Raw genomic sequence first — 21,450 nt, forward strand, 5'->3', positions numbered from 1 at the left:
GCAGATCACGACCGTCGCCAAGCGGCGCTTTGACCTTCCCCCGCGCGAAGCGATAGGGTCGCCGCGTCCCCCACAACCGGAGTCGCCTGTGTCCGAAGTTCTGACGGTGACGCTCAACGGCACGATCGCCACCGTGACGATGAATCGACCGCAGGCGATGAACGCGTTGTCGCAGGCGATGCGCGCCGATCTTGCGCGGGCGATGGCGGCGCTCGACGCCGACGACGCAGTGCGCGTGGTGATCCTGACCGGTGCAGGCGACCGCGCCTTCACCGCCGGGCTCGACCTCAAGGAGTTGGGATCCGACGCGAGCGCGATGGCCGACGCCACCGGCACCGAGCCACGCGCCAACCCCGTCAAAGCAGTCGAGCAGTGCCGCAAGCCGGTCATCGGCGCGATCAACGGCGTTGCCATTACCGGCGGCTTCGAACTCGCGCTCGCCTGCGACGTGCTGATCGCCGCCGACACCGCGCGCTTCGCCGACACCCACGCCCGCGTCGGCATTATGCCCGGCTGGGGGCTGTCGCAGAAACTGTCGCGGCTGATCGGCATCCACCGCGCCAAGGAGCTGTCGCTGTCGGGCAACTTCCTCGACGCCGCGACCGCCGAGCGCTGGGGACTGGTCAACCGCGTCGTCCCCGCCGCGCAACTGATAGCCGCCGCGCGCGCGCTCGCCGCCGACATGGCTCAGGTCGAACCGGGCTTTGCCGCCGCGTTCAAGCGGCTGATCAATGACGGCTTTGCCGCCACCTTCTCCGATGGACTGGCGATCGAACACGAGCGTGGCAGCGCCGCCAACGCACGTGTCACCCCCGACACCATCGCCACCAACCGCGTCGCCGTCCAGGCGCGCGGCCGGACGCAATAAGCCCGCGCCAAGTCGCGCATCCCAAGGAGCCACGACCATGATCGACCTGTATTTCTGGCCGACGCCGAACGGGCACAAGATCACGTTGATGCTCGAGGAGACCGGGCTACCGTACACGATCCACCCGATAAACATCGGCAAGGGCGACCAGTTCGCCCCCGACTTCCTCAAGATCAGCCCGAACAACAAGATGCCCGCGATCGTCGACCACGAGCCCGGCGACGGCGACCAGCCGGGCGGAGGCGGCCCGCTGAGCATCTTCGAATCGGGGGCGATCCTGCTGTACCTCGCGAAAAAGGCGAAGCGCTTTGCCGGCGAGACGCTGCGCGAGCGCGTGACCGTCAAGGAGTGGCTGTTCTGGCAGGTCGGCGGGCTCGGTCCGATGACCGGCCAGATGATGCACTTCGTCCGCTTTGCCCCCGAGCAGGTGCCGTACGGGATCAAGCGCTATACCGACGAAACCCAGCGCCTGCTCGGCGTCCTCGACCGGCGGCTGGCCGAGAGTGAGTTCACCGCGGGCGCGAATTATTCGGTCGCCGACATGTCGAGCTACCCGTGGGTTCGCGCGGTCGCCGCGTTGGGACTGATCGACGACCACGCCCACGTCGCGCGCTGGGTCGAGGCGATCGGCGCACGACCGGCGACGATTGCCGCTTACACTAAGGGCGAGGCGGTCAGCGCGCCGCCGCCTGCCGACGCGCCGAAGCCGTAGATGGCGCGCCACGACCCGCGACGGCTCGACGCGTCCGCCTATCCGTGGAGCGTCGCGGTCGAGACCCGCTTCGGTGACATGGACGTCAATTTCCACCTCAACAACGTCGCCGTTGCGGGGCTGTACGAGGAGGCGCGGGTCCGCTTCAACTGGCATATCCGCGACAGCTTTGGCGTCGGCCGCCCGCGCTTTCTCGTCGCACGGGTCGAAATCGACTATCTCGGCGAGGGCAAGTATCGCGTCCCGACATCGATCGGGGTCGCGGTCGTGGCGACGGGGACATCGAGCTGGCGGGTGGCGATGGGGCTGTTCCAGCCCGGCGGATGCATCGGGCTGTGCGACACCGTCATGGTCCATCGCGGCGACGCCGGCCCTGCGCCGATCCCCGATTTGCTGCGAACCGCGCTTGGCGAATTCGCGCTGCGTCCCTAAGTACGCCTCCGCATTCACCGGAGTAAATCGATGACCGATACGCCTGAAAACCTTGTGCTGACCCTCGACGGCGGCGACGTGACGATCAAGCTGCGCAACGACTTGGCCCCCGGCCACACCGCGCGCATCGCCGAGCTGGCGAACGAGGGCTTCTACGACGGCGTCGTCTTCCACCGCGTCATTCCCGGCTTCATGGCGCAGGGCGGCGACCCGAGCGGCACCGGCAGCGGCGGATCGAAGAAGCCCGACCTCAAGGCCGAATTCTCGAAGGAGCCGCACAAGCGCGGCACCGCGTCGATGGCGCGGACGAGCAACCCCAACTCGGCGAACAGCCAGTTCTTTATCTGCTTCGGCGACTCACCGTTCCTCGACAACCAGTACACCGTCTGGGGCGAGGTCGTGTCGGGCATGGAGCACATCGACGCCCTCCCGAAGGGCGAGCCGCCGCGCGCACCGGGCAAGATCCTAAAGGCACGCGCGGTCTGATCATTCGGGCCTGAACGAAAAAAGGGCCGCCGTTCCCGAGGGAACGGCGGCCCTTTCGGTTTAGCTTAGCGCGGACCGCGCGAGCGGACCGGGTTGACCACGACGCGCGGGTCGCGAGCCGGGCGACCGCCACCACCGCCACCACCACCGGCGTAACCACCACCGCCGCCGCCTGCACCGCGACCGCCGCCGCCGCCGCGACGGCCGCTGTTACCGTGCGGGCGCGCAGCCATGCTGCGGGGATCGACGTCGCGGGGGACGTGCGGCGCGGCCTTTTCGACTGCGGCGGTTTTTGCGACCTGCGAACGGAAGTCCTCTGGCAGCGGCAGGATGTCGACCTTCATGCGGGTCAATTTCTCGATGTCGCGGAGGAACGGCCGCTCGTCGTCGGCGCAGAACGCGATCGCCGAGCCGCCGGCTCCCGCGCGTGCCGTCCGGCCGATGCGGTGGACGTAGCTTTCGGGAACGTTCGGCAGTTCGTAGTTGATGACGTGGCTGACCGCGTCGATGTCGATGCCACGCGCGGCGATGTCGGTCGCGACGAGAACCTTGACCTGGCCCTTCTTGAACATCTCGAGGGCGCGCTCGCGCTGGCCCTGCGACTTGTTGCCGTGAATCGCCGCGGCCTCGACGCCCGAATTGCCGAGCTGGCGGACGACGCGGTCGGCGCCGTGCTTGGTCCGGGTGAAGACCAGAGCGCGGTCGACGCCGTCCTGCTTGAGGATCATCTGGAGCAGCGCAGGCTTCTCGCCCTGGTTGACGAAGGTGACCGCCTGGCTAACGCGCTCGGCGGTCGTCGCGGCGGGCTTGACCGAGACCTTGACCGGGTCGGTCAGGTAACGCGCGGCGAGGTCCTCGATCGCCTTCGGCATCGTCGCCGAGAAGAACAACGTCTGGCGCGACTTCGGCAGCAGCGTGACGATGCGCTTCAGCGCGTGGATGAAGCCGAGGTCGAGCATCTGGTCGGCCTCGTCGAGGATCAGCACCTCGACCTTGCGCAAGTCGATCGCGCCGCGGTCGATCAGGTCGATCAGGCGGCCGGGCGTCGCGACGAGGACGTCGACGCCGTGCGCCATGATCCGCTCCTGCCGGTTGATCGGGACGCCGCCGAAGACGGTCGTGACCGACAGGCGCATGAACTTGCCGTACTGGGTGAAGCTCTCGGCGATCTGCGAGGCGAGCTCGCGGGTCGGCGACAGGACGAGGGCGCGGACGCCGCCGCGGGTCAGCGCCTTGGGGGCCTTGGCGAGCTTGTCGATCGTCGGCAGGGCGAAGGCGGCGGTCTTGCCGGTGCCGGTCTGGGCGATGCCGCAGAGGTCGCGGTTGGCCATGACGACCGGGATCGCCTGCGTCTGGATCGGCGTCGGCTCGGTATAACCCTTGGCTTCGAGCGCGCGGCAGATCGGCTCGGCAAGGCCGAAGTCGGAGAAGTAAGTCATTGAGAAATAGTCTTTCGTGGGCGGAGGAGCCGCACGACAATCGCTTACCGGACATCGGCAAACGAGCGCGGGCTCGTTCGACGACCCGCGTGATATGGGTAGCCTTGGTTGGCTGCGCCTGAGGTCGGGGCCTGCGCCGGATACCGGCTGATCACGCACCCCGCCGAACGGACGAGTCCGTTGACGCGCCGCTCATATCGCTGCTGCGGTGCAACATGTCAAGCTTTGCTCGGAGTGCGCATCGCAAGGGGATATCGGCCGACCCGAGTCGGAGGTGCCCACGCCGATGGATAGTGTCAGGCCAGCTTGACGAAGTTGACGAACCTGACGCCACGTTCAATCGAAACACACTCTCCACGCATCGTTCCAGTCGAACGGCACGGCGGAAAGGGGCAGTCGTCAAACTCATCTGCCGAGCCTAGACAGAGCGGCAGCGTGTAGGACAGGCTTATTTCGCCACGCGTTTCAGGTCGAGAAGCGCTGCACCGGGGGACGCGTTAGCGATGACCGACAAAATGACGCCATGGCCAACACTCGATTGGCCCGCGTGGCGCGAGACCGCGCTGCACCTCCAGTTGATGACGCAGATCGCGGGCAAGGTCCGGCTGACGCTGTCGCCGTGGCTCAACCATAGCTGGCACGTCGCGCTCTATGTCACGCCGCGCGGGCTGACGACATCGCCCATCCCGGCGGGGGCGCGAAGTTTCCAGATCGACTTCGACCTGATCGACGCGGTGTTGGTGGTGTCGTGCAGCGACGGTGCCGAGCAGATGATCGCGCTCGAAGCCGGAACGATCGCGGCGTTTTACGCGGCGGTGATGGCCGCGCTCGCCGACCTCGGCGTTGCCGTCACGATCGACCAGGCGCCGAGCGAAATGCCCGACGCCGTCCGCTTCAGCGACGACCATGCGGTCCGTCCGTTCGACGCAGCCGCCGCCCGCGACTTCCACCGCGCGCTCGTCCGCATCGACACGGTGTTCAAGGCATTCCGCACCTGCTTCCTCGGCAAGGCGAGCCCGGTGCATTTCTTTTGGGGCAGCTTCGACCTTGCCGTCACCCGCTTTTCCGGCCGCCGTGCGCCGCTCCATCCCGGCGGTCCCGGCCTGCCGCTCGATGTGGCGCGCGAGGCGTACAGCCATCAGGAATCGAGTGCGGGATTCTGGCCGGGGAGCGACGCTTATCCGCATCCCGCTTTCTATTCATACGCCTATCCCGCGCCCGATGGCTTCGCCGCCGCCACCGTCGCGCCTGCCGCTGCGCAGTTCGACAGTGGCCTCGGCGAGTTCATCCTGCGCTACGACGACGTCCGCGCCGCCGCCGATCCCGACGCCGCTATCATGGACTTTCTCCAGTCGACCTATGCGGCCGCCGCCAACCTTGGCGGATGGGACCGCGACGCCCTCGAATGCGGGGTCGGTGTGCCCGGGGTACCACGCGCTGTGACGTGAAAAGCTTGTTTTGGCGGGCGAGCGGGTGCATTACCGCGATGTACCGATGTTGACCCAAAGATCCCGTTACGCGCTGCGCGCTTTGATTTTCCTCGCCCGTACCGGCAGCGTCGCCCCTGTGCCGATCAGCGTCATCGCCTCCGACCAGAAACTGCCGCGCAAGTTTCTCGAGATCATCCTGCTCGACCTCAAGAACGCCGGGCTCGTCGCGAGCTATCGCGGCAAGATGGGCGGCTACCGCCTCGCCCGCGCACCGCGCGCGATCAGCTTCGGCGAGATCATCCGCACGATCGAAGGGCCGCTCGCGCTGGTGCCGTGCGTCAGCCTGACCAAGTACCACCGCTGCGCCGACTGCTACGACGAGGCGACGTGCGTGATCCGCAAGGTCATGCTGACCGTCCGCGAAGGCACCGCGTCGATCCTCGACGGGACGACGCTTGCCGACATGGTCGAACGGCGCGAAGCCGCCTGAGCGCAGGCGGCCGCACAATCGGCGCGGAAGCGGCGTAGCGCAGCTTTAGCGCGACGAATATTTTGGTCGATTGCCTAGTTACCGGGTAGAGATACGTTGTGTCCCGGTAACGACCTGCGGGAGGCGACGATGCGCGCGATAATCGGATTGACGGTACTGCTTGCGGTCGCCGCGGTGACCGCCCCGGTTCGCGCCGCGCCGGTGACTTTGCTCAATGTCAGCTACGACCCGACGCGCGAGCTGTACAAGGACGTCGACGCCGCGTTCGCCAAGGCGTGGCAGGCGAAGACCGGCGACGTCGTCACGATCAACCAGTCGCACGGCGGATCGGGCAAGCAGGCGCGGTCGGTGATCGACGGGCTCGAGGCCGACGTCGTCACGCTCGCGCTCGCCTATGACATCGACGAGATCGCCGACAAGGCGAAGCTGCTCCCGGCGGCATGGCAGAAGCGCCTGCCGAACAATTCGACGCCGTATTATTCGACGATCGTCTTCCTCGTGCGGAAGGGCAATCCGAAAGGCATCCACGACTGGAACGACCTCGTGAAGCCCGGCATCGCGGTGATTACGCCGAACCCCAAGTCGAGCGGCGGGGCGCGGTGGAACTATCTCGCGGCGTGGGGCTATGCGACGAAGACGCTGGGTGCGGCCAAGGCGAAGGACTTCGTGACGAAGCTCTACCATAATGTCCCGGTGCTCGATTCGGGCGCGCGCGGGTCGACGACGACCTTCGTCCAGCGCGGGCAGGGCGACGTCCTCCTCGCGTGGGAGAACGAGGCGTATCTCGCGACGCGCGAAGCCGGCGGCGACGCCTTCGAGATCGTCACGCCGTCGGTCAGCGTCCTCGCCGAGCCCCCCGTCGCGGTGATCGACAAGAACGTCGACAAGCACGGCACCCGCAAGGTCGCCGAGGCGTATCTGAACTATCTCTACACCCCCGCCGCGCAGGAGATCATCGCCAAGGACTTCTACCGGCCGCGCGACCCGGCGGTCGCGGCGAAATACGCCGCCGCGTTCAAGCCCGTCCAGATGTTTACGATCGACCGCAACTTCGGCGGCTGGGCGAAGACGCAGGCGGTCCATTTCGCCGACGGCGGGATGTTCGACCAGATCTTCGAAGCGGCCAAACGCTGAAAATGATCCGGCGGCGGTCGATCATTCCGGGCTTCGGCCTGACCTTCGGCTTTACCGTCTTCTATCTGTGCATCATCGTCCTGATTCCACTGTCGGCGATCTTTATCAAGACCGCCGGATTGGGCTGGGACGAGTATGTCGCGGTGGCGTTGTCACGGCGCGCGTTGCTCGCGTACCGGCTGAGTTTCGGCGCGGCGGCGATCGCGGCGGCGATCAACAGCATCTTCGGGCTGATCGTCGCGTGGGTGCTCGTCCGCTACGACTTCCCCGGCAAGCGCGTCGTCGGCGCGCTCGTCGACCTGCCGTTCGCGCTGCCGACCGCGGTGGCGGGGATCGCGCTAACCGCGCTGTACGCGCCGAACGGCTGGATCGGCGGCCTGCTCGCGCCGCTCGGGATCAAGGTCGCCTTCGAGCCACTGGGCGTCGTCGTCGCGCTGACCTTCATCGGCCTGCCGTTCGTCGTCCGCACCGTCGAGCCGGTCCTCGCCGACCTCGGCCACGACGTCGAGGAGGCCGCCGCGAGCCTTGGCGCGGGCCGCCGCCAGACCTTTCTCCGCGTCATCCTACCCGCGATCCTGCCATCGCTCGCGACCGGCTTCGCGCTCGCCTTCGCGCGCGGTGTCGGCGAATATGGCTCGGTGATCTTCATCGCCGGGAACCTCCCCTACCGCTCGGAGATCGCGCCGCTGCTGATCGTCCAGCAGCTCGAGCAATATAATTATGCCGGGGCAACGGCGATCGCCGCAACGATGCTGACGGCGTCGTTCGCGGTGCTGTTCGCGATCAACCTGCTCCAGGCGTGGGACCGCAAACGGATGGCGCCGGAATGAAGCCGGGCGTCTCCGAACCGGCGTGGGTGCGGTGGGCGCTGATCGGCGTCGCCCTCGCGTTTCTGCTGGTCAACCTAGCGCTGCCGCTCGCGGCGGTGTTCGCCGGAGCGTTCGCCAAGGGGATCGCCGCGTTCCAGATCGCGATCGGCGAGAAGGACGCGCTCGCGGCGATGCGCCTGACGCTGATCGTCGCCGCGATCGCGGTTCCGCTCAACATCGTCTTCGGCCTCGCGGCGTCGTGGGCGATCACCAAGTTCGATTTTCGCTACAAAAGCGTCCTGATCACGCTGATCGACCTGCCGCTGTCGGTGTCGCCGGTCGTGTCGGGGCTGATCTACGTCCTGCTGTTCGGGCTCCAGGGCTGGCTCGGGCCGTGGCTGCGCGAGCACGACATCCAGATCGTCTTCGCGGTCCCCGGCATCGTGCTGGCGACGGTGTTCGTCACCTTTCCCTTTGTGGCGCGCGAACTGATCCCGCTGATGCAGGAGCAGGGCCGGACCGACGAGGAGGCGGCGCGGTCGCTCGGCGCGTCGGGGCTGCAGACCTTCTGGCACGTCACGCTGCCGAATATCCGCTGGGGATTGCTGTACGGTGTGCTGCTATGCAACGCCCGGGCGATGGGCGAATTCGGCGCGGTATCGGTCGTCAGCGGGCATATTCGCGGGCTGACCAACACCCTGCCGCTCCACATCGAGATCCTGTACAATGAATATAATTATGTCGCCGCTTTCGCTGTCGCCTCGCTCCTCGCCGGTCTCGCGCTGGTGACATTGGTGGCGAAGTCGCTCCTCGAATGGCGCTTCCGCGACCAACTGGCGGGAGCCGGGCATTGACGGTTTCGGTCGACAGTCTGGTCAAGCGCTTCGGCGCGTTCGCGGCCTTGAACGAGGTCAGCCTCGACGTCCGCCCCGGCGAGTTCCTCGCGCTGCTGGGGCCGTCGGGGTCGGGCAAGACGACCTTGCTCCGCGTCATCGGCGGCCTCGATTTCCCCGACTCCGGGAGCATCGCCTTCGACGGGGTGGACGTCGGCAACCGCCCGGCGCGCGAGCGCAAGGTCGGCTTCGTCTTCCAGCATTACGCGCTGTTCCGCCACATGAGCGTCGCCGACAACATCGGCTTCGGGCTGACGGTCAAGCCCCGCCGCGAGCGGCCTGCCGCCAAGGATATCGCCGCGCGGGTCGAGGAACTGCTGACGCTGATCCAGCTTCCCGGCATGGGCAAGCGCTTCCCGGCGCAGCTATCGGGCGGCCAGCGCCAGCGCGTCGCACTCGCCCGCGCACTCGCGGTCGAGCCGAGCGTCCTGCTGCTCGACGAGCCGTTCGGGGCGTTGGACGCGAAGGTGCGCAACGACCTCCGCCGCTGGCTGCGCGGCGTCCACGAGACGATGGGGCTGACGTCGATCTTCGTCACGCACGATCAGGACGAGGCGCTCGATCTCGCCGACCGCGTCGCGGTGATGAACGCCGGGCGGATCGAGCAGGTCGACACCCCCGACGCGGTCTACAACCGCCCGACGACCGCATTTGTCGCCGACTTCATCGGCAACGCGAACCGCTTCGACTGCAGCCTCGACGGCGGCGCGGTCGTGATCGGCGAGTTGCGGCTGGCGAACACTGCGCCAACAGCTCCCGACGGACGCGGGGTGGCGTTCGTCCGCCCGCATGAATTCGAGATCGCGACTGCCCGGACCGACGGGATCGCCGCCACCGTCCGGCGGATCGCCCGGACCGGCGCGCTTGCCGCGATCGAGTGTGTCGCCGCAGGGAAGACGGTCGAGGTGGCACTCGATGTGGTTCCGGTCGGGCTGGCCCCCGGCGACGCGGTATCGCTCGTCCCGACGACGGTCCGCGCCTACCCTGAGTGATCTCCGAATTTTCTGTCATCCCCGCGTAGGCGGGGACCCAAGGTCACCAAATGCAGTGACTTTGGGTCCCCGCCTACGCGGGGATGACAACGAGATTTAGTCTAGACCCCGCTAAACCAGCGGGCGCTTCTTCAGCTCGGCAAGGATCTCGTTGAGCACGACGACATCGGCTGGAACCGCCGCCTTCGCGGTCATCCCCGCAAGCGTCTTCGCCAGGAACTTGTTCGCCGCGCGGACAAGCATGAAAATCGCGAACGCGATGATCACAAAGTTGATCACTGCGGTCAGGAACTTGCCGTAGCCGAACAGCGCGACGCCGGCCTTCTTGAGCGCGGCATAATCCTCGAGGCTGCCGGTGTAGTTCGCCGGGATCGCCCCGAGGCGGATGAAGTGCGACGAGAAATCGACGCCGCCGGTAAGGAAGCCGATCAGCGGCATGATCAGATCTTCGGTCAGCGACGCGACGATCGCGCCGAACGCGGCACCAATGACGACCGCAACCGCGAGGTCGAGAACGTTACCGCGCGCGATAAAAGTCTTGAATTCGGCAAACATCTGGCACCCCTCTGTTACGCCTGTGCAATACACCTTATCTTATAGCGGTTCGTCGCCACCTTGGGTACTGGCGGCGGATATACCCGGAACCCAAGGGAGTTATCGATGCAGTCGACCCGCCGCACCGCCGCCCGTCTCGCGCTTCCGCTGGCCCTGACCGTCGGCCTTGCCGGCTGCGGGGTGAACACGATCCCGACCAAGGAGGAGGCTGCCAAGGCCGCCTGGGCGCAGGTCGAGAACCAGTATCAGCGCCGCGCCGACCTGATTCCCAATCTTGTCGCTACCGTCCAGGGCTATGCCAAGCAGGAAAAGGACGTCCTGATCGGTGTGACGCAGGCGCGCGCCTCGGCAAACGCGATCCATCTATCGGACGAAGATCTCAAGGATCCCGGCAAGGTTGCGGCATACGAGCAGGCGCAGAACCACGTCTCGACCGCGCTGATGCAGCTGCGTCCGCTCCAGGAGCAATATCCCGATCTCAAGTCGAACACCAACTTCATGGCGCTCCAGTCGCAGCTCGAGGGCACCGAGAACCGCATCACGATCGCGCGGCAGGACTATAATACCGCCGTGCAGGACTATAATACGACGATCCGCACCTTCCCGGCGCTGATCGGCGCAAAGGTGATCTACGGTTCGAAGCCGCTGACGCCGTTCAAGGCGACGACGGTCAACGCGCAGGTCGCACCGACGGTGAAGTTCTGACCCTTCCCCGCTTTCGCTTCGGAGCGTTCGCGCTCCTGATGCTGGTCGCGTTGTGGGCGGCGGTGGCACATGCCGCCGCCCCGGCGTTTCCGCCGTTGTCGGGGCGGGTCGTCGATACCGCGAACGTGTTGCCGCCGGTGACCGTCGCGGCGCTGACCGACAAGCTCGCCGCTCTCGAGAAATCGACCGGCATCCAGCTTGTCGTCGCCACCGTCCCCGCACTCGGCGACACGCCGATCGAGGATTATGGCTACCAGCTCGGCCGCGCGTGGGGCATCGGCCAGAAGGGCAAGAACACCGGCGCGATCCTGATCGTCGCGCCGACCGACCGCAAGGTGCGGATCGAAGTCGGCTACGGGCTCGAACCCGTCCTGACCGATGCGCTGACCTCGGTCATCATCCAGAACCAGATCATCCCCGAATTCCGCAAGAACGACATCGCGGCTGGCGTCACCGCCGGGACCGACGCAATCATCGCGCAATTGAGTGCATCGCCCGAGGTCGCGCACGCGGCGGTGGTCGATGCTACGGCGCAGCATGCCCAGGCCCGCCACCGCCCGTCGGTCGGCCCGGGCGCGTTGTTCTGGCTCGCCATCGTCGTCGTCTGGGGTGTCTTCTCGCTTGCCCGCGGCGGACGCGGACGCCCGTCGGGCATCGGCTCGGCGATCCTGTGGGGTGCGGCGTCGAGCATGCTCAGCCGTGGCGGCGGCGGCGGTAGCGACTGGGGCGGAGGCGGCGGCGGTGGCGGCGGTGGCGGCGACAGCTTCGGCGGTGGCGGCGGCTCGTTCGGCGGCGGCGGCTCGTCGGGTAGTTGGTAGAGGGGGCAGCTGGTCATGGCATTCACCGACGCCGACCGGACTGCGATCGCCGGGGCGATCACTGCCGCTGAGGCGACCACCTCGGGCGAGATCGTTGCTGTCGTCAGCGACCGTACCGACCGATACGCCGCAACCGGGCTGACGATCGCCGCGCTGATTGCCTTCGCCCTGCCGCTCGCGGCGACGATGTTCGGTTATGGCCCCGACCAGATCGCGGCGTTGAACGACTGGAGCAGCGGCGATCCGGCGGTCGACCTGCGGCGCGCGGTCGAGGCCTATGCTGCGGTCCAGGTGGCTTTGTTCGGCGTCGCTGCGCTGGTGCTGACGCGGACCGGCCTCGGTGCGAAGCTGACCCCGCGCGGGGTCCGGCGCGAGCGCGTCCACCGCGAAGCGCGGTCGCAGTTCAAGGCGCGCGGCATCGGCGCGACGCGCGCGAACACCGGCGTGTTGATTTTCGTTTCGCTCCCCGACCGCATTGCCGAGGTCGTCGCCGACACCGGGATCTACGCCAAGGTGCCGCCGTCGCACTGGGCGACGACGGTCCATGCATTGGTCGAAGGGATCAAGGCGGGGGCGCCGGCGAAGGGCTTCGTCGCCGCGATCGGGCTCGCCGGGGCGGTCCTCGCCGAGCATTTTCCGCCCGACGCCGACAACCCCGACGAGCTCCCGAACCGCCTGATCGAGCTTTAGGCGGCGCGACCCTTCTTCAGCGCTACCGCGGTCTCGGCGATGTGCTTGCCCTGGAAGCGCGCACCGTCGAGATCGACCGCCTTCGGCTGCTGCGAGCCGTCGCCGCCCGAGATCGTCGTCGCGCCATACGGTGACCCGCCGTGGATTTCGTCGAGGCCCATCTGCGCCTGGAAGGTGTACGGCAGCCCGGCGACGAGCATGCCGTGGTGGATGAGGACGGTCATCGCGGTGAACAATGTCGTCTCCTGCCCGCCGTGCTGCGACGCGGTCGAGGTGAACACGCCGCCGACCTTGCCGACGAGCGCACCGGTGAACCACAGCGGTCCGGTCTGATCGAGGAAGTTCTTCATCTGCGCCGCCATGTTGCCGAAGCGGGTCGGGGTGCCGATGATGATCGCGTCATAGTCGGCCAGCTCGCCCGGGGTCGCGATCGGGGCGGCCTGATCGGTCTTGTAGTGCGCGCCCGCTGCGACTTCAGCCGGAACGAGTTCGGGGACGCGCTTCACGGTGACTTCGACGCCCGCAACGCCGCCGGCACCCTCGGCGATTGCGGTGGCGAGCTTTTCGACATGTCCCCAGCTCGAATAATATAGCACCAGAACCTTGGTCATCGGTCGGACTCCTTAAGTCGCAAGCGCGAACGATAACGCGCAGGCTGCCATTTGGGCCTTTTCGATCGCCGTGATAATGACCCGTCTTCGCGATTGTCCTTTGCAGCAGGCGCAACGATGGCGGGACGGATCGAGGAGATGGAGGCGTTCGCCGCGGTCGCAAGCGCAGGCGGCTTCAGCGCGGCGGCGCGGCGTCTGGGGACGTCGACCTCGCGCCTGTCGCGGACGATCGGCGACCTCGAGGCCCGCCTCGGCGCGCGGCTATTCCACCGGACGACGCGGGCACTCGCACTGACCGAGGCGGGGTCGGCGTATCTCGACGCCACGACGCGGCTGATCGAAGACGTCCGCGCCGCCGAGGAATCGGTCGCCAGCTCGACCCTCACGCTGAGCGGCGTTATCCGCATGGCGGCGCCGATGCTGTTCGGGGTCGAGCGCGTCGGCCCGGCGCTGTTCCGCTTCATGGAGCTCCACCCGGGGGTTCGGATCGAGCTGATCCTCGACGACCGCATCACCGACCTGATCGGCGAGGGGATCGACATCGCGGTGCGGATCGGCACGCAGCTCCCCGATTCGGGGCTGATCGCGCGCTCGCTCGGGACGGTCGAGATGTACCTTGTCGGGGCGCCCGTGCTGCTCGACCGGCTCGGCCGCCCCGAAGTGCCCGAGGACTTGATCGCCTTTCCCAGCCTGACCTCGACGATCACCCGCGCCGACGAGCCGTGGCGCTTTCCCGCGGCGGGCGGCACCCGCCTGTGCCGCGGACCCGAGCGGCTGCGGTCGCGGAGCGGCGAGATCCTGTGCGCCGCCGCGATCGCCGGGCTCGGGCTGACGATCCTGCCCGACTTCTTCGTCCGCGCCGCGCTCGCCGACGGCCGGCTGGAGCAATTGCTCCCCGCGCACCGCTTCGAGGCGGGGACGTTGCGGCTGATCTACCCGACGACGCGGAGCCAGCCGGTCAAGGTCCGCGCGCTCGCCGACTTCCTCGCCGCCGAGTTCGGCACCGCCAATTCCGGGGTTGGCAAAGACCTGGCGCTGGCCGAAGCCGCAGCATGACCGCCGTCCCCCGCCGCCACTTCGCCGTGCTGTTCGTCGTCCTGCTGACCGTCGCGGCGGGGAATACGGCGCTCCAATCGGTGCTGCCGTCGATCGCGCGGACGATCGGGATTCCACCGTGGCAGGTGGCGCTGATCTTCTCATTCTCGGCGCTGCTGTGGACGGTATCGGCGCCGTTCTGGGCGCGCCAGTCGGACATTCGCGGGCGCAAGACGCTGATGATGATCGGCATCGCCGGCTTCGGCGTGTCGTTCCTGGGGTGCGCCTGCGCGATCCTCGCCGGCCTGCGCGGCGCGCTCGTGCCCGTCGCAGTGTTCGTCGTTTTCGCTGCGCTGCGGAGCATCTTCGGGCTGTTCGGCTCGGCGTCGAACCCGGCGGCGCAGGCGTATGTCGCGGCGCGGACGACGGCGTTCGAACGGACCGGCGCGCTCGCCGCGCTGACCTCGGCGGTCGGCCTCGGCACGATCCTCGGGCCGGGCGTCGCACCATACCTCCAGATCGCCGGGCTCGGCCTGTCGGGTCCGATGTTCGGCTTCGCCGCGATCGCGCTCGGCGTCGGCATCGGGCTGTGGCGGCTCCTCCCCGACGACAGCCCGGGGCACGACGTCGCCGCCCTCGACCACGGCCACCACGGCGCACCGTCGTCGATGCCGACGATCCTCGGCGGCCCGACCGGCGGCTCGGCGCGCGCGGCGGAGGTCGGGCGGCGGCCTCGCCTTCGGCTGCGCGATCCCCGCATCATGCCGTTCATGATCTACGGCTTCGCCAGCGGCAGCGTCCAGGCGGCGACCGGGCAGGCGCTCGGCTTCCTCATCATCGATTCGGTCGGCGGCACCCCCGCCGAGGCGGCAAAGTCGGTCGGCATCGCCTTCATGGTCGGCGCGGGCGCGACATTGCTCGCGCAATGGGGGCTGATCGGGATGCTGCGGATGAGCGCGTCATCGCTGATGCGCTGGGGCGCGGGGCTGGCGGCGGCAGGGTGCCTCGGCATCGCCCTCGCGCACGACTATTCGGCGATCCTCGCCGCGTTCGCGCTGACCAGCCTTGGCTACGGCTTCGCCCGCCCCGGCTTCGTCGCGGGAGCGTCGCTGATGGTCGGCGAGGACGAGCAGGGCGCGGTCGCTGGGGCGGTCACCGCGATCAACGGCGCATGCTTCATCGTCGCTCCGACGGTCGGCATCGGGCTGTACGAGATCGGCGGGTCGTACCCATATCTCCTCGGCGCAGCGGCGCAGGTCGTCCTGCTCGGCTACGCGCTGTTCACCCCGGTCCTGCGCCGCGAGATGGGTGCCGCGCCGGTCGATTGATTCCGGCTGGGCAAAGCCGCCGCGATCGGCGTACACTTTCTCAAAATAACGCAAATTCTGGGGACGATGATGACCGACTGGCCCGCGATGTCGATCGCTGCTGCCCACGGCATGCTCACTGCGCCGGGGCAGCCGCTCGAGATGGAGACCCGCGATATTCGCGGTATTCCGACACGGACGTGGAAGAATGCACCGCCGACCCTTGCGCACGTCTTTCTCGCCGGGCGAGCGCACGGCGACAAGGTGTTCCTCGTCCACGACGACGAGCGCATCACCTTCGAGGCGTTTTCGCGCGCGGTCCTCGCGCTCGCCGCGCAGCTTGCCGCCGACGGCGTGGCCAAGGGCGACCGCGTCGCGATCGTCATGCGCAACATTCCCGAATGGCCGGTGGCGTTCTTCGCAGCTCAGTTGTGCGGCGCGATCGTCACGCCGCTCAATGCGTGGTGGACCGGGGCCGAGCTCGAATACGGCCTCGTCGATTCAGGCGCGAAAATGCTCCTCGTCGATGCCGAGCGCCTCGCCCGCCTGACCGCGCACCTCCCCGAATGCCGCGACCTGACGCGCATCTACGTCACGCGCAGCAACGACGAGGAATCGGGTAACCCGCTCGTCCGCCGCCTCAAGGACGTCATCGGCACTCCCGAGACCTGGGCCGCCCTGCCCGAAGGCACGATGCCCGCAGTTGCGATCGATCCCGAGGACGACGCGACGATCTTCTACACCAGCGGCACGACCGGCAAGCCGAAGGGTGCGCTCGGCACCCACCGCAACATCGTCTCGAACATCATGGCGAGCGCGCTGTCGGCCGCACGGACCTACCTCCGCCGCGGCGAGGCCCCGCCCGCGCCCGACCCGCTCGCGCCGCAAAAGGGCACCCTGTTGTCGGTGCCGTTCTTCCACGCGACCGGCTGCCACGCGATCCTGTCGCCGTCGCTCTTCGCCGGGGCGAAGCTGGTGATGATGCGCAAATGGGACCCCGAGACCGCGATGGCGCTGATCGAGCGCGAGCGGCTGACCGGCTGCGGCGGCGTCCCGACGATCGCGTGGCAGATCATCGAGCACCCCAACCGCCACAACTACGACCTGTCGAGCCTCGAAAGCGTCGCGTATGGCGGCGCCCCGTCGGCCCCCGAGCTCGTCCGCCAGATCAAGGCGCAGTTCGGCGGCGCGAGCGCGGGCAACGGCTGGGGCATGACCGAGACGTCGGCGACCTTCACCCACCACATGGGCGAGGACTACCAGAACCGCCCCGACAGCGCCGGGCCGCCGGTGCCGGTGTGCGACGTCAAGGTGACCGACCCCGACGGGCGCGAGCTGCCGCCGGGCGAGGTCGGTGAATTGTGGGGACGCGGGCCGAACATCGTCAAGGAATACTGGCGCAAGCCGCAGGCCACCGCCGAAACCTTCATCGACGGCTGGGTCCGCACCGGCGACCTCGCGCGGATCGACGACGAGGGCTTCGTCTTCATCATCGATCGCGCCAAGGACATGCTGATCCGCGGCGGCGAGAACATCTACTGTGTCGAAGTCGAGAACGCGCTCTACGACCATCCGGCGGTGATGGACGCGGCGATCGTCGCGCGCCCGCACCACAGCCTCGGCGAGGAACCGGCGGCGGTTGTCACGCTCAAGGACGGCGGCCACGCCACCGCCGACGAGCTTCGCGCCTTCGTCGCGGCGCGGCTGGCGGGGTTCAAGGTGCCGGTCGAGGTGCGCTTCTGGACCGGTCCGCTGCCGCGCAACGCCAACGGCAAAATCCTCAAGTCGGAGCTCAAGAAGCTGTTCGTTCCGGCGGCGGTCGCTGCATGACGGAACTGCGACACGCGCATCTCGTTTCACGCGTGTAAGCAGACAGGGATACGAGACATGGGCAAGGGTTGCATTCTTTGGGCGGTGGGCGTGCCGATCCCGGTCATCATCCTGCTGTATCTGTTCCACGTTCTGTAGGCGGGCGGTCACCGATCCGATTGTCATCCCGGCGTAGGCCGGGATGACAGCAAATGAGCGGTCGCTTTCCGCTGTCCTACACCCCCGGCGACAATGTACCCTTGCAGGTCGAGCCGGAGGAACATTGGTTGATCGATCGCGGAACAATAGTCGACAGAGACGGCGATAGCCGGGCGCACGGCGTCTGGGTCGCAGATCATGGCCGCCGAACCGCGTCGGACGCAGAATGAAACCGAAAAACCACACGCTTTTGTGTGAACTTATTTTGAACTTAGCATCCGCTTCCCCCGGAAACCCGTCGTGAAGCACGATCCCGATCCCCCTGGCACCGCGTCGCGGCGTGCCGCACTGCGCCTGCTGACGAGCGTTCTCGCGCAGGGCAAACCCCTCGACGGATCGATCGCCAACGCCTTCCACGGGGTCGAGCGCCCTGACGACCGCGCCCTTGCCCGCAGCCTCGCCAGCGGCGTGTTGCGCTGGCTGACCGACCTCGATGCGCTGATCGACAGCGCGACGCCGAAGCCGCTGCCCTCCGACGCGCGCGCGCGGATGGCACTCCGCATCGGCCTTGCCGGGCGGCTGCTGCTCGACACGCCGCCGCACGCGGTCGTGTCGACGACGCTCGCCCTGACCGAGGGCGGGCCGCGGCGGCTGACCCACGCGGTCCTCTCGCGGCTGCTCCGCGAAAACGCCGCGCTGCCCGAGGTTCCGGCCCTGCCCGAGCCATATGGCGAGCGCTGGACGGCGGCATGGGGGGCCGACGTCGCCGCCGCCGCCGCCCGCGCCTTCGCCACCGAGCCGCCGATCGACCTGACGCTGCGTGACACCAAGGAAACCGCTTACTGGGCCGAAACCCTCGGCGGCGTATCGCTCGCCCCGGGGCATGTCCGCCTGATCCGCCCAGGCTCGATCCCCGATTTGCCCGGCTTCGAGGATGGCGCGTGGTGGGTGCAGGACCTCGCCGCGAGCCTGCCGGCCAGGCTACTCCGCCCGGCATCGGGGACGCCGACGCTCGACCTGTGTGCAGCCCCGGGAGGCAAGACCCTCCAGCTTGCGGCGATGGGGGCCGACGTCACCGCGCTCGACAGTTCGGAGGCGCGGCTCGACCGGGTGCGCGAGAACCTTGCGCGGACCCGGCTCGACGCCAGGATCGTCACGGTCGACGCGCTCGTCTGGGCACCGCCCGCGCCGTTCGACGCGATCCTGCTCGATGCTCCGTGCTCGGCATCGGGCGTGTTCCGCCGTCACCCCGACGTCCTCTACCTCAAGGGCGCGCGCGATCTCGCGCCGTTGCTGACGATCCAGGCGGCGCTGCTCGACCGCGCGGTCGACTGGCTCGCGCCCGGGGGAACCCTCGTCTTCTCGACATGCAGCCTCGAAGCCGCCGAGGGCGAGGCGCAGGTCGATGCGCTGCTCAGGCGGACCCGCGGTGTCGTGCTCGATCCGATCGCGGCCGACGAACTGCCCGACGGAATTGCTCCCGATGCGCGCGGACAGGTCCGGCTCCTCCCCGGCACGCTCGCCGATGCGGGCGGCGCCGACGGCTTTTTCATCGCCCGGCTAAGGAAGGAGAAATAAACGGTTCCGAAACGATAGCGTACCCTTTCAGCTAAGCCACGGCGCTGCTAGAGGAAATCATGCAGCAACCGGTGCGTATTGCCCCCTCGATTCTATCCGCCGACTTCGCGCGGCTCGGCGAAGAAGTCCGCGCGCTCGACGCCGCGGGGGCCGATTACATCCATGTCGACGTCATGGACGGCCATTTCGTGCCCAATATCACGATCGGGCCGCTTGTGGTCAAGGCCTTAAGATCACACACTAAATTGACGTTCGACGTCCATTTGATGATCTCCCCCGCCGACCCGTATCTCGACGCCTTCGCCGAAGCCGGGGCCGACATATTGACCGTCCACCCCGAAGCCGGGCCGCACCTCCACCGGACGATCCAGCGGATCAAGGGCCTCGGTAAGCGCGCCGGGGTCTCGTTGAACCCGGCGACCCCGGCGAAGATGCTCGACTATGTCATCGACGACATCGACCTCGTCCTCGTCATGAGCGTCAACCCCGGCTTCGGCGGGCAGAGCTTCATCAGCAACCAGCTCCGCAAGATCGAGGCGATCCGCAAGATGATCGACAAGACCGGGCGGACGATCGACCTCGAGGTCGACGGCGGCATCGACCCGGTCACCGCCGCGCAGGCGATCGCCGCCGGCGCCGATGTCCTCGTCGCCGGGACCGCGACCTTCCGCGGCGGCCCGGGCGAGTATGCGGCGAACATCGCCCGGCTCCGCGCCGCATGACGACGGAGGCGAAGCCGCCGCCCGACGCGCCGCCCGGCGAACCCGACCTATTCACCCCCAACGCCGAGCCGACACCGAGCGAGCGGCTGGTCCGCGTCGACGGCGACAAGGGCGTCTCGCTCGCCGAGCGCGTCACCGCCGGGCTGCACCGCCTGAGCTACCGCACCGCGCTCCACCGCATCCGCCTGCGCGGGCGCTTCCCCTTGAAACTGCTCGCGGTTCCCGCCGACCCGGTCCCGGGCGACGTCGCCGCCGGGGAGCGCATCGTCCGCGGGCGGCTTGCCTTCGCCGGCCATAACGCCCCGGCGAAAACCGTCCACTTCGCCGATCCGGGAGCCCCCGCGGCGTGGCGCGACTGGGCACACAGCTTCGTCTGGCTCCGCGATCTCGCCGCTGTCGCCGATCGCCGGACCGGGTCCGCCGTCGCCGAGCCGCTCGTCGCGCGCTGGCTCGCCGATCACAACGACTTCAATGCGACCGCGTGGCGCCCCGATCTGCTCGCGCTGCGGCTGATGTTCTGGACCGCTTACGCGCCATACATCCTGTCGTCGCCCGACCTCGTCTACCGCTCGGCGGTTTTGAACGCCCTCGCCCGCTGGGCCCGCCACCTCGACCGCGCGATCGACCGGCTGCCCGAGGGACCGGCGCGCGTGACGGCGGCGGCGGGGCTGATCGTCGCCGGGCTCGTCATTCCCGGGGTCGAGGCGCGGCTCGCACGCGCAGAGGCGCTGTTCGAGCGCGCGCTGGATGCGGTCGTCCTGCCCGATGGCGCGACCGCCGACCGTTCCCCGATCACCCAGCTCGAGCTGCTCGAACTCTTGCTGTTCGTCCAGTCGACCTACGCCGCGCGCGGCCGCAAGCCCCCCGCCGCCGTCCTCGCCGGGTTCGAGCGGCTGGTCCCGGCGCTCAAGTCGATCGTCATGGGCGACGGCGGCGTCGGCGCCTGGCACGGCGGCGCGGCGGCGAAACCGGGGCGCATCGACCATGCGATGGCGCGATCGGGGATCATGCCGCGCCCAAGCCGGTCGACGAGCTTCGGCGGCTACCAACGCCTTTCGGCCGGCAAGACGCTGATCGTCGTCGATGCCGCGCCGCCGCCACAGGCCCGCGCCGCCGCGGGGGCGCATGCCGGGACTCTCGCCTTCGAGCTGTCCGACGGGGCCAGCCGCCTGATCGTCAACTGCGGCGGCAGCAGCGTTCCCCTTCCGCTTCCGGTCGCGCTTGCCGCCGCCTTGCGGACCACATCGGCGCATTCGACGCTGGTCCTCGCCGACAGCAATTCGACGCGGATCCGCCCCGACGGTGCACTCGGCCGCGGGGTCGAGGAGGTCGTCGTCAACCGGCAGGAGAGCGAGGAAGGCATCTGGCTCGACCTCGCCCACGACGGCTATGTCCGCCGCTTCGGCGTCCATCACCGGCGGCGGCTGTTCCTGTCGGCGAACGGCAGCGACCTGCGCGGCGAGGACATCATCGAGCCCGCCCCCGGTCGGCGGTTGCGGCGACGCGGGGCGCGCGCCGCGTTCGACGTCCGCTTCCACCTCGGCCCGGGCATCGAAGTGACCCCGACCGCCGACGGCCAGGCGGCCTTGCTCAAGCTCACCGACGGCCGCGTCTGGCAGGTCCGTGCCCGCGGCGGCCCGTTGACGGTCGACGAAAGCGTCTGGATCGACCATGACGGCGCACCGCGAACGACGCGGCAACTCGTCATCAGCGGCACGACCACGGCGACGGGCGCGGCGAGCATCAACTGGTCGTTCAAGCGCGCCGGACGCTGAG

The 21,450-nt window shown here is 68.3% G+C and carries 22 protein-coding genes; 19 read left to right on the forward strand and 3 right to left on the reverse strand.

The window, feature by feature from the left end:
- The first annotated feature begins 88 nt into the window (after positions 1 to 88).
- The 4 genes from KZX46_RS06230 to KZX46_RS06245 are packed head-to-tail and all read left to right on the forward strand — an operon-like array spanning position 89 to position 2,498.
- A complete protein-coding gene (locus KZX46_RS06230) occupies positions 89 to 868 on the forward strand; it encodes an enoyl-CoA hydratase (protein ID WP_219775920.1) in 780 nt (259 codons plus the stop codon).
- A 37-nt stretch (positions 869 to 905) separates the two neighbouring features.
- Positions 906 to 1,580: a glutathione S-transferase N-terminal domain-containing protein gene (locus KZX46_RS06235; protein WP_219775921.1), complete on the forward strand. Its 675-nt coding sequence runs from the start codon at positions 906 to 908 to the stop codon at positions 1,578 to 1,580.
- The gene (locus tag KZX46_RS06240) at positions 1,581 to 2,012 is read left to right on the forward strand and encodes a thioesterase family protein (protein ID WP_219775922.1); all 432 of its coding nucleotides are present in this window, start codon (positions 1,581 to 1,583) and stop codon (positions 2,010 to 2,012) included.
- Positions 2,013 to 2,042: 30 nt separating this feature from the next.
- Positions 2,043 to 2,498 carry a peptidylprolyl isomerase gene (locus KZX46_RS06245; RefSeq protein ID WP_216710552.1) on the forward strand — a complete coding sequence of 152 codons (456 nt, stop codon included), beginning with the start codon at positions 2,043 to 2,045 and terminating at the stop codon, positions 2,496 to 2,498.
- Between the two features lie 65 nt (positions 2,499 to 2,563).
- Here the strand turns inward: KZX46_RS06245 and KZX46_RS06250 are convergent, their stop codons facing one another.
- Complete coding sequence (locus KZX46_RS06250; protein WP_219775923.1) at positions 2,564 to 3,937, reverse strand: DEAD/DEAH box helicase; 1,374 nt, start codon at positions 3,935 to 3,937, stop codon at positions 2,564 to 2,566.
- Between the two features lie 503 nt (positions 3,938 to 4,440).
- On the opposite strand from KZX46_RS06250, the gene KZX46_RS06255 reads away from it, so the two are divergent.
- The 6 genes from KZX46_RS06255 to KZX46_RS06280 all read left to right on the forward strand — a co-directional run bounded on the left by KZX46_RS06255 (position 4,441) and on the right by KZX46_RS06280 (position 9,685).
- Positions 4,441 to 5,385 carry a DUF5996 family protein gene (locus KZX46_RS06255; RefSeq protein ID WP_219775924.1) on the forward strand — a complete coding sequence of 315 codons (945 nt, stop codon included), beginning with the start codon at positions 4,441 to 4,443 and terminating at the stop codon, positions 5,383 to 5,385.
- 46 nt (positions 5,386 to 5,431) lie between these two features.
- Positions 5,432 to 5,857 carry an Rrf2 family transcriptional regulator gene (locus tag KZX46_RS06260; RefSeq protein WP_216710555.1) on the forward strand — a complete coding sequence of 142 codons (426 nt, stop codon included), beginning with the start codon at positions 5,432 to 5,434 and terminating at the stop codon, positions 5,855 to 5,857.
- 129 nt (positions 5,858 to 5,986) lie between these two features.
- Positions 5,987 to 6,991 carry a sulfate ABC transporter substrate-binding protein gene (locus KZX46_RS06265; RefSeq protein WP_219775925.1) on the forward strand — a complete coding sequence of 335 codons (1,005 nt, stop codon included), beginning with the start codon at positions 5,987 to 5,989 and terminating at the stop codon, positions 6,989 to 6,991.
- Between the two features lie 2 nt (positions 6,992 to 6,993).
- Complete coding sequence (cysT, locus tag KZX46_RS06270) at positions 6,994 to 7,821, forward strand: sulfate ABC transporter permease subunit CysT (protein ID WP_219775926.1); 828 nt, start codon at positions 6,994 to 6,996, stop codon at positions 7,819 to 7,821.
- Positions 7,818 to 8,654, forward strand: a complete 837-nt coding sequence (cysW, locus tag KZX46_RS06275; protein ID WP_219775927.1) for a sulfate ABC transporter permease subunit CysW — start codon at positions 7,818 to 7,820, stop codon at positions 8,652 to 8,654. The genes cysT and cysW overlap by 4 nt, the downstream gene beginning before the upstream one ends.
- Positions 8,651 to 9,685: a sulfate/molybdate ABC transporter ATP-binding protein gene (locus tag KZX46_RS06280; RefSeq protein ID WP_219775928.1), complete on the forward strand. Its 1,035-nt coding sequence runs from the start codon at positions 8,651 to 8,653 to the stop codon at positions 9,683 to 9,685. Before cysW ends, KZX46_RS06280 begins: the two co-directional genes overlap by 4 nt.
- Before the next feature lie 111 nt (positions 9,686 to 9,796).
- Here the strand turns inward: KZX46_RS06280 and mscL are convergent, their stop codons facing one another.
- The gene (mscL, locus tag KZX46_RS06285) at positions 9,797 to 10,240 is read right to left on the reverse strand and encodes a large conductance mechanosensitive channel protein MscL (RefSeq protein WP_216710560.1); all 444 of its coding nucleotides are present in this window, start codon (positions 10,238 to 10,240) and stop codon (positions 9,797 to 9,799) included.
- Positions 10,241 to 10,345: 105 nt separating this feature from the next.
- Between mscL and KZX46_RS06290 the strand changes: the two genes are divergently transcribed.
- Genes KZX46_RS06290 through KZX46_RS06300 form a run of 3 tightly spaced genes read left to right on the forward strand, consistent with a single transcriptional unit; the run spans position 10,346 to position 12,453 of the window.
- Positions 10,346 to 10,945: a LemA family protein gene (locus tag KZX46_RS06290; RefSeq protein WP_216710561.1), complete on the forward strand. Its 600-nt coding sequence runs from the start codon at positions 10,346 to 10,348 to the stop codon at positions 10,943 to 10,945.
- Between the two features lie 38 nt (positions 10,946 to 10,983).
- Positions 10,984 to 11,763 (forward strand): YgcG family protein, encoded by a 780-nt coding sequence (locus KZX46_RS06295; RefSeq protein WP_219775929.1) that lies wholly within the window; start codon positions 10,984 to 10,986, stop codon positions 11,761 to 11,763.
- 15 nt (positions 11,764 to 11,778) lie between these two features.
- Positions 11,779 to 12,453, forward strand: a complete 675-nt coding sequence (locus tag KZX46_RS06300) for a TPM domain-containing protein (RefSeq protein ID WP_219775930.1) — start codon at positions 11,779 to 11,781, stop codon at positions 12,451 to 12,453.
- Here KZX46_RS06300 and wrbA read toward each other — a convergent pair.
- Positions 12,450 to 13,064, reverse strand: coding sequence for an NAD(P)H:quinone oxidoreductase (gene wrbA / locus KZX46_RS06305; RefSeq protein WP_219775931.1), 615 nt, complete (start codon positions 13,062 to 13,064; stop codon positions 12,450 to 12,452). The genes KZX46_RS06300 and wrbA overlap by 4 nt on opposite strands.
- A gap of 117 nt (positions 13,065 to 13,181) precedes the next feature.
- Between wrbA and KZX46_RS06310 the strand changes: the two genes are divergently transcribed.
- The 6 genes from KZX46_RS06310 to KZX46_RS06335 all read left to right on the forward strand — a co-directional run bounded on the left by KZX46_RS06310 (position 13,182) and on the right by KZX46_RS06335 (position 21,449).
- The gene (locus tag KZX46_RS06310) at positions 13,182 to 14,120 is read left to right on the forward strand and encodes a LysR family transcriptional regulator (RefSeq protein ID WP_219775932.1); all 939 of its coding nucleotides are present in this window, start codon (positions 13,182 to 13,184) and stop codon (positions 14,118 to 14,120) included.
- A complete protein-coding gene (locus tag KZX46_RS06315; RefSeq protein ID WP_219775933.1) occupies positions 14,117 to 15,427 on the forward strand; it encodes an MFS transporter in 1,311 nt (436 codons plus the stop codon). The genes KZX46_RS06310 and KZX46_RS06315 overlap by 4 nt, the downstream gene beginning before the upstream one ends.
- Before the next feature lie 69 nt (positions 15,428 to 15,496).
- On the forward strand, positions 15,497 to 17,236 hold the full coding sequence (locus tag KZX46_RS06320; RefSeq protein WP_219775934.1) for a class I adenylate-forming enzyme family protein: 1,740 nt from the start codon (positions 15,497 to 15,499) through the stop codon (positions 17,234 to 17,236).
- Positions 17,237 to 17,674: 438 nt separating this feature from the next.
- Complete coding sequence (locus KZX46_RS06325) at positions 17,675 to 18,952, forward strand: RsmB/NOP family class I SAM-dependent RNA methyltransferase (protein ID WP_219775935.1); 1,278 nt, start codon at positions 17,675 to 17,677, stop codon at positions 18,950 to 18,952.
- 59 nt (positions 18,953 to 19,011) lie between these two features.
- Positions 19,012 to 19,674, forward strand: coding sequence for a ribulose-phosphate 3-epimerase (rpe, locus tag KZX46_RS06330; RefSeq protein WP_216710568.1), 663 nt, complete (start codon positions 19,012 to 19,014; stop codon positions 19,672 to 19,674).
- Positions 19,671 to 21,449 carry a heparinase II/III family protein gene (locus tag KZX46_RS06335; protein WP_219775936.1) on the forward strand — a complete coding sequence of 593 codons (1,779 nt, stop codon included), beginning with the start codon at positions 19,671 to 19,673 and terminating at the stop codon, positions 21,447 to 21,449. Before rpe ends, KZX46_RS06335 begins: the two co-directional genes overlap by 4 nt.
- Position 21,450: the final 1 nt, after the last annotated feature.

It is taken from the genome of Polymorphobacter sp. PAMC 29334, from assembly GCF_019431245.1.
Classification (GTDB): Bacteria; Pseudomonadota; Alphaproteobacteria; order Sphingomonadales; family Sphingomonadaceae; genus Polymorphobacter_B; species Polymorphobacter_B megasporae.

Bases quoted from the DNA above. Each gene is read 5' to 3' on its own strand.
- KZX46_RS06235 (WP_219775921.1), top strand. From the start codon at position 906: ATGATCGACCTGTATTTCTGGCCGACGCCGAACGGGCACAAGATCACG.
- KZX46_RS06240 (WP_219775922.1), top strand. From the start codon at position 1,581: ATGGCGCGCCACGACCCGCGACGGCTCGACGCGTCCGCCTATCCGTGG.
- KZX46_RS06245 (WP_216710552.1), top strand. From the start codon at position 2,043: ATGACCGATACGCCTGAAAACCTTGTGCTGACCCTCGACGGCGGCGAC.
- KZX46_RS06250 (WP_219775923.1), bottom strand. From the start codon at position 3,937: ATGACTTACTTCTCCGACTTCGGCCTTGCCGAGCCGATCTGCCGCGCG.
- KZX46_RS06255 (WP_219775924.1), top strand. From the start codon at position 4,441: ATGACCGACAAAATGACGCCATGGCCAACACTCGATTGGCCCGCGTGG.
- KZX46_RS06260 (WP_216710555.1), top strand. From the start codon at position 5,432: ATGTTGACCCAAAGATCCCGTTACGCGCTGCGCGCTTTGATTTTCCTC.
- KZX46_RS06265 (WP_219775925.1), top strand. From the start codon at position 5,987: ATGCGCGCGATAATCGGATTGACGGTACTGCTTGCGGTCGCCGCGGTG.
- cysT (WP_219775926.1), top strand. From the start codon at position 6,994: ATGATCCGGCGGCGGTCGATCATTCCGGGCTTCGGCCTGACCTTCGGC.
- cysW (WP_219775927.1), top strand. From the start codon at position 7,818: ATGAAGCCGGGCGTCTCCGAACCGGCGTGGGTGCGGTGGGCGCTGATC.
- mscL (WP_216710560.1), bottom strand. From the start codon at position 10,240: ATGTTTGCCGAATTCAAGACTTTTATCGCGCGCGGTAACGTTCTCGAC.
- KZX46_RS06290 (WP_216710561.1), top strand. From the start codon at position 10,346: ATGCAGTCGACCCGCCGCACCGCCGCCCGTCTCGCGCTTCCGCTGGCC.
- KZX46_RS06295 (WP_219775929.1), top strand. From the start codon at position 10,984: ATGCTGGTCGCGTTGTGGGCGGCGGTGGCACATGCCGCCGCCCCGGCG.
- KZX46_RS06300 (WP_219775930.1), top strand. From the start codon at position 11,779: ATGGCATTCACCGACGCCGACCGGACTGCGATCGCCGGGGCGATCACT.
- wrbA (WP_219775931.1), bottom strand. From the start codon at position 13,064: ATGACCAAGGTTCTGGTGCTATATTATTCGAGCTGGGGACATGTCGAA.
- KZX46_RS06310 (WP_219775932.1), top strand. From the start codon at position 13,182: ATGGCGGGACGGATCGAGGAGATGGAGGCGTTCGCCGCGGTCGCAAGC.
- KZX46_RS06315 (WP_219775933.1), top strand. From the start codon at position 14,117: ATGACCGCCGTCCCCCGCCGCCACTTCGCCGTGCTGTTCGTCGTCCTG.
- KZX46_RS06320 (WP_219775934.1), top strand. From the start codon at position 15,497: ATGACCGACTGGCCCGCGATGTCGATCGCTGCTGCCCACGGCATGCTC.
- rpe (WP_216710568.1), top strand. From the start codon at position 19,012: ATGCAGCAACCGGTGCGTATTGCCCCCTCGATTCTATCCGCCGACTTC.
- KZX46_RS06335 (WP_219775936.1), top strand. From the start codon at position 19,671: ATGACGACGGAGGCGAAGCCGCCGCCCGACGCGCCGCCCGGCGAACCC.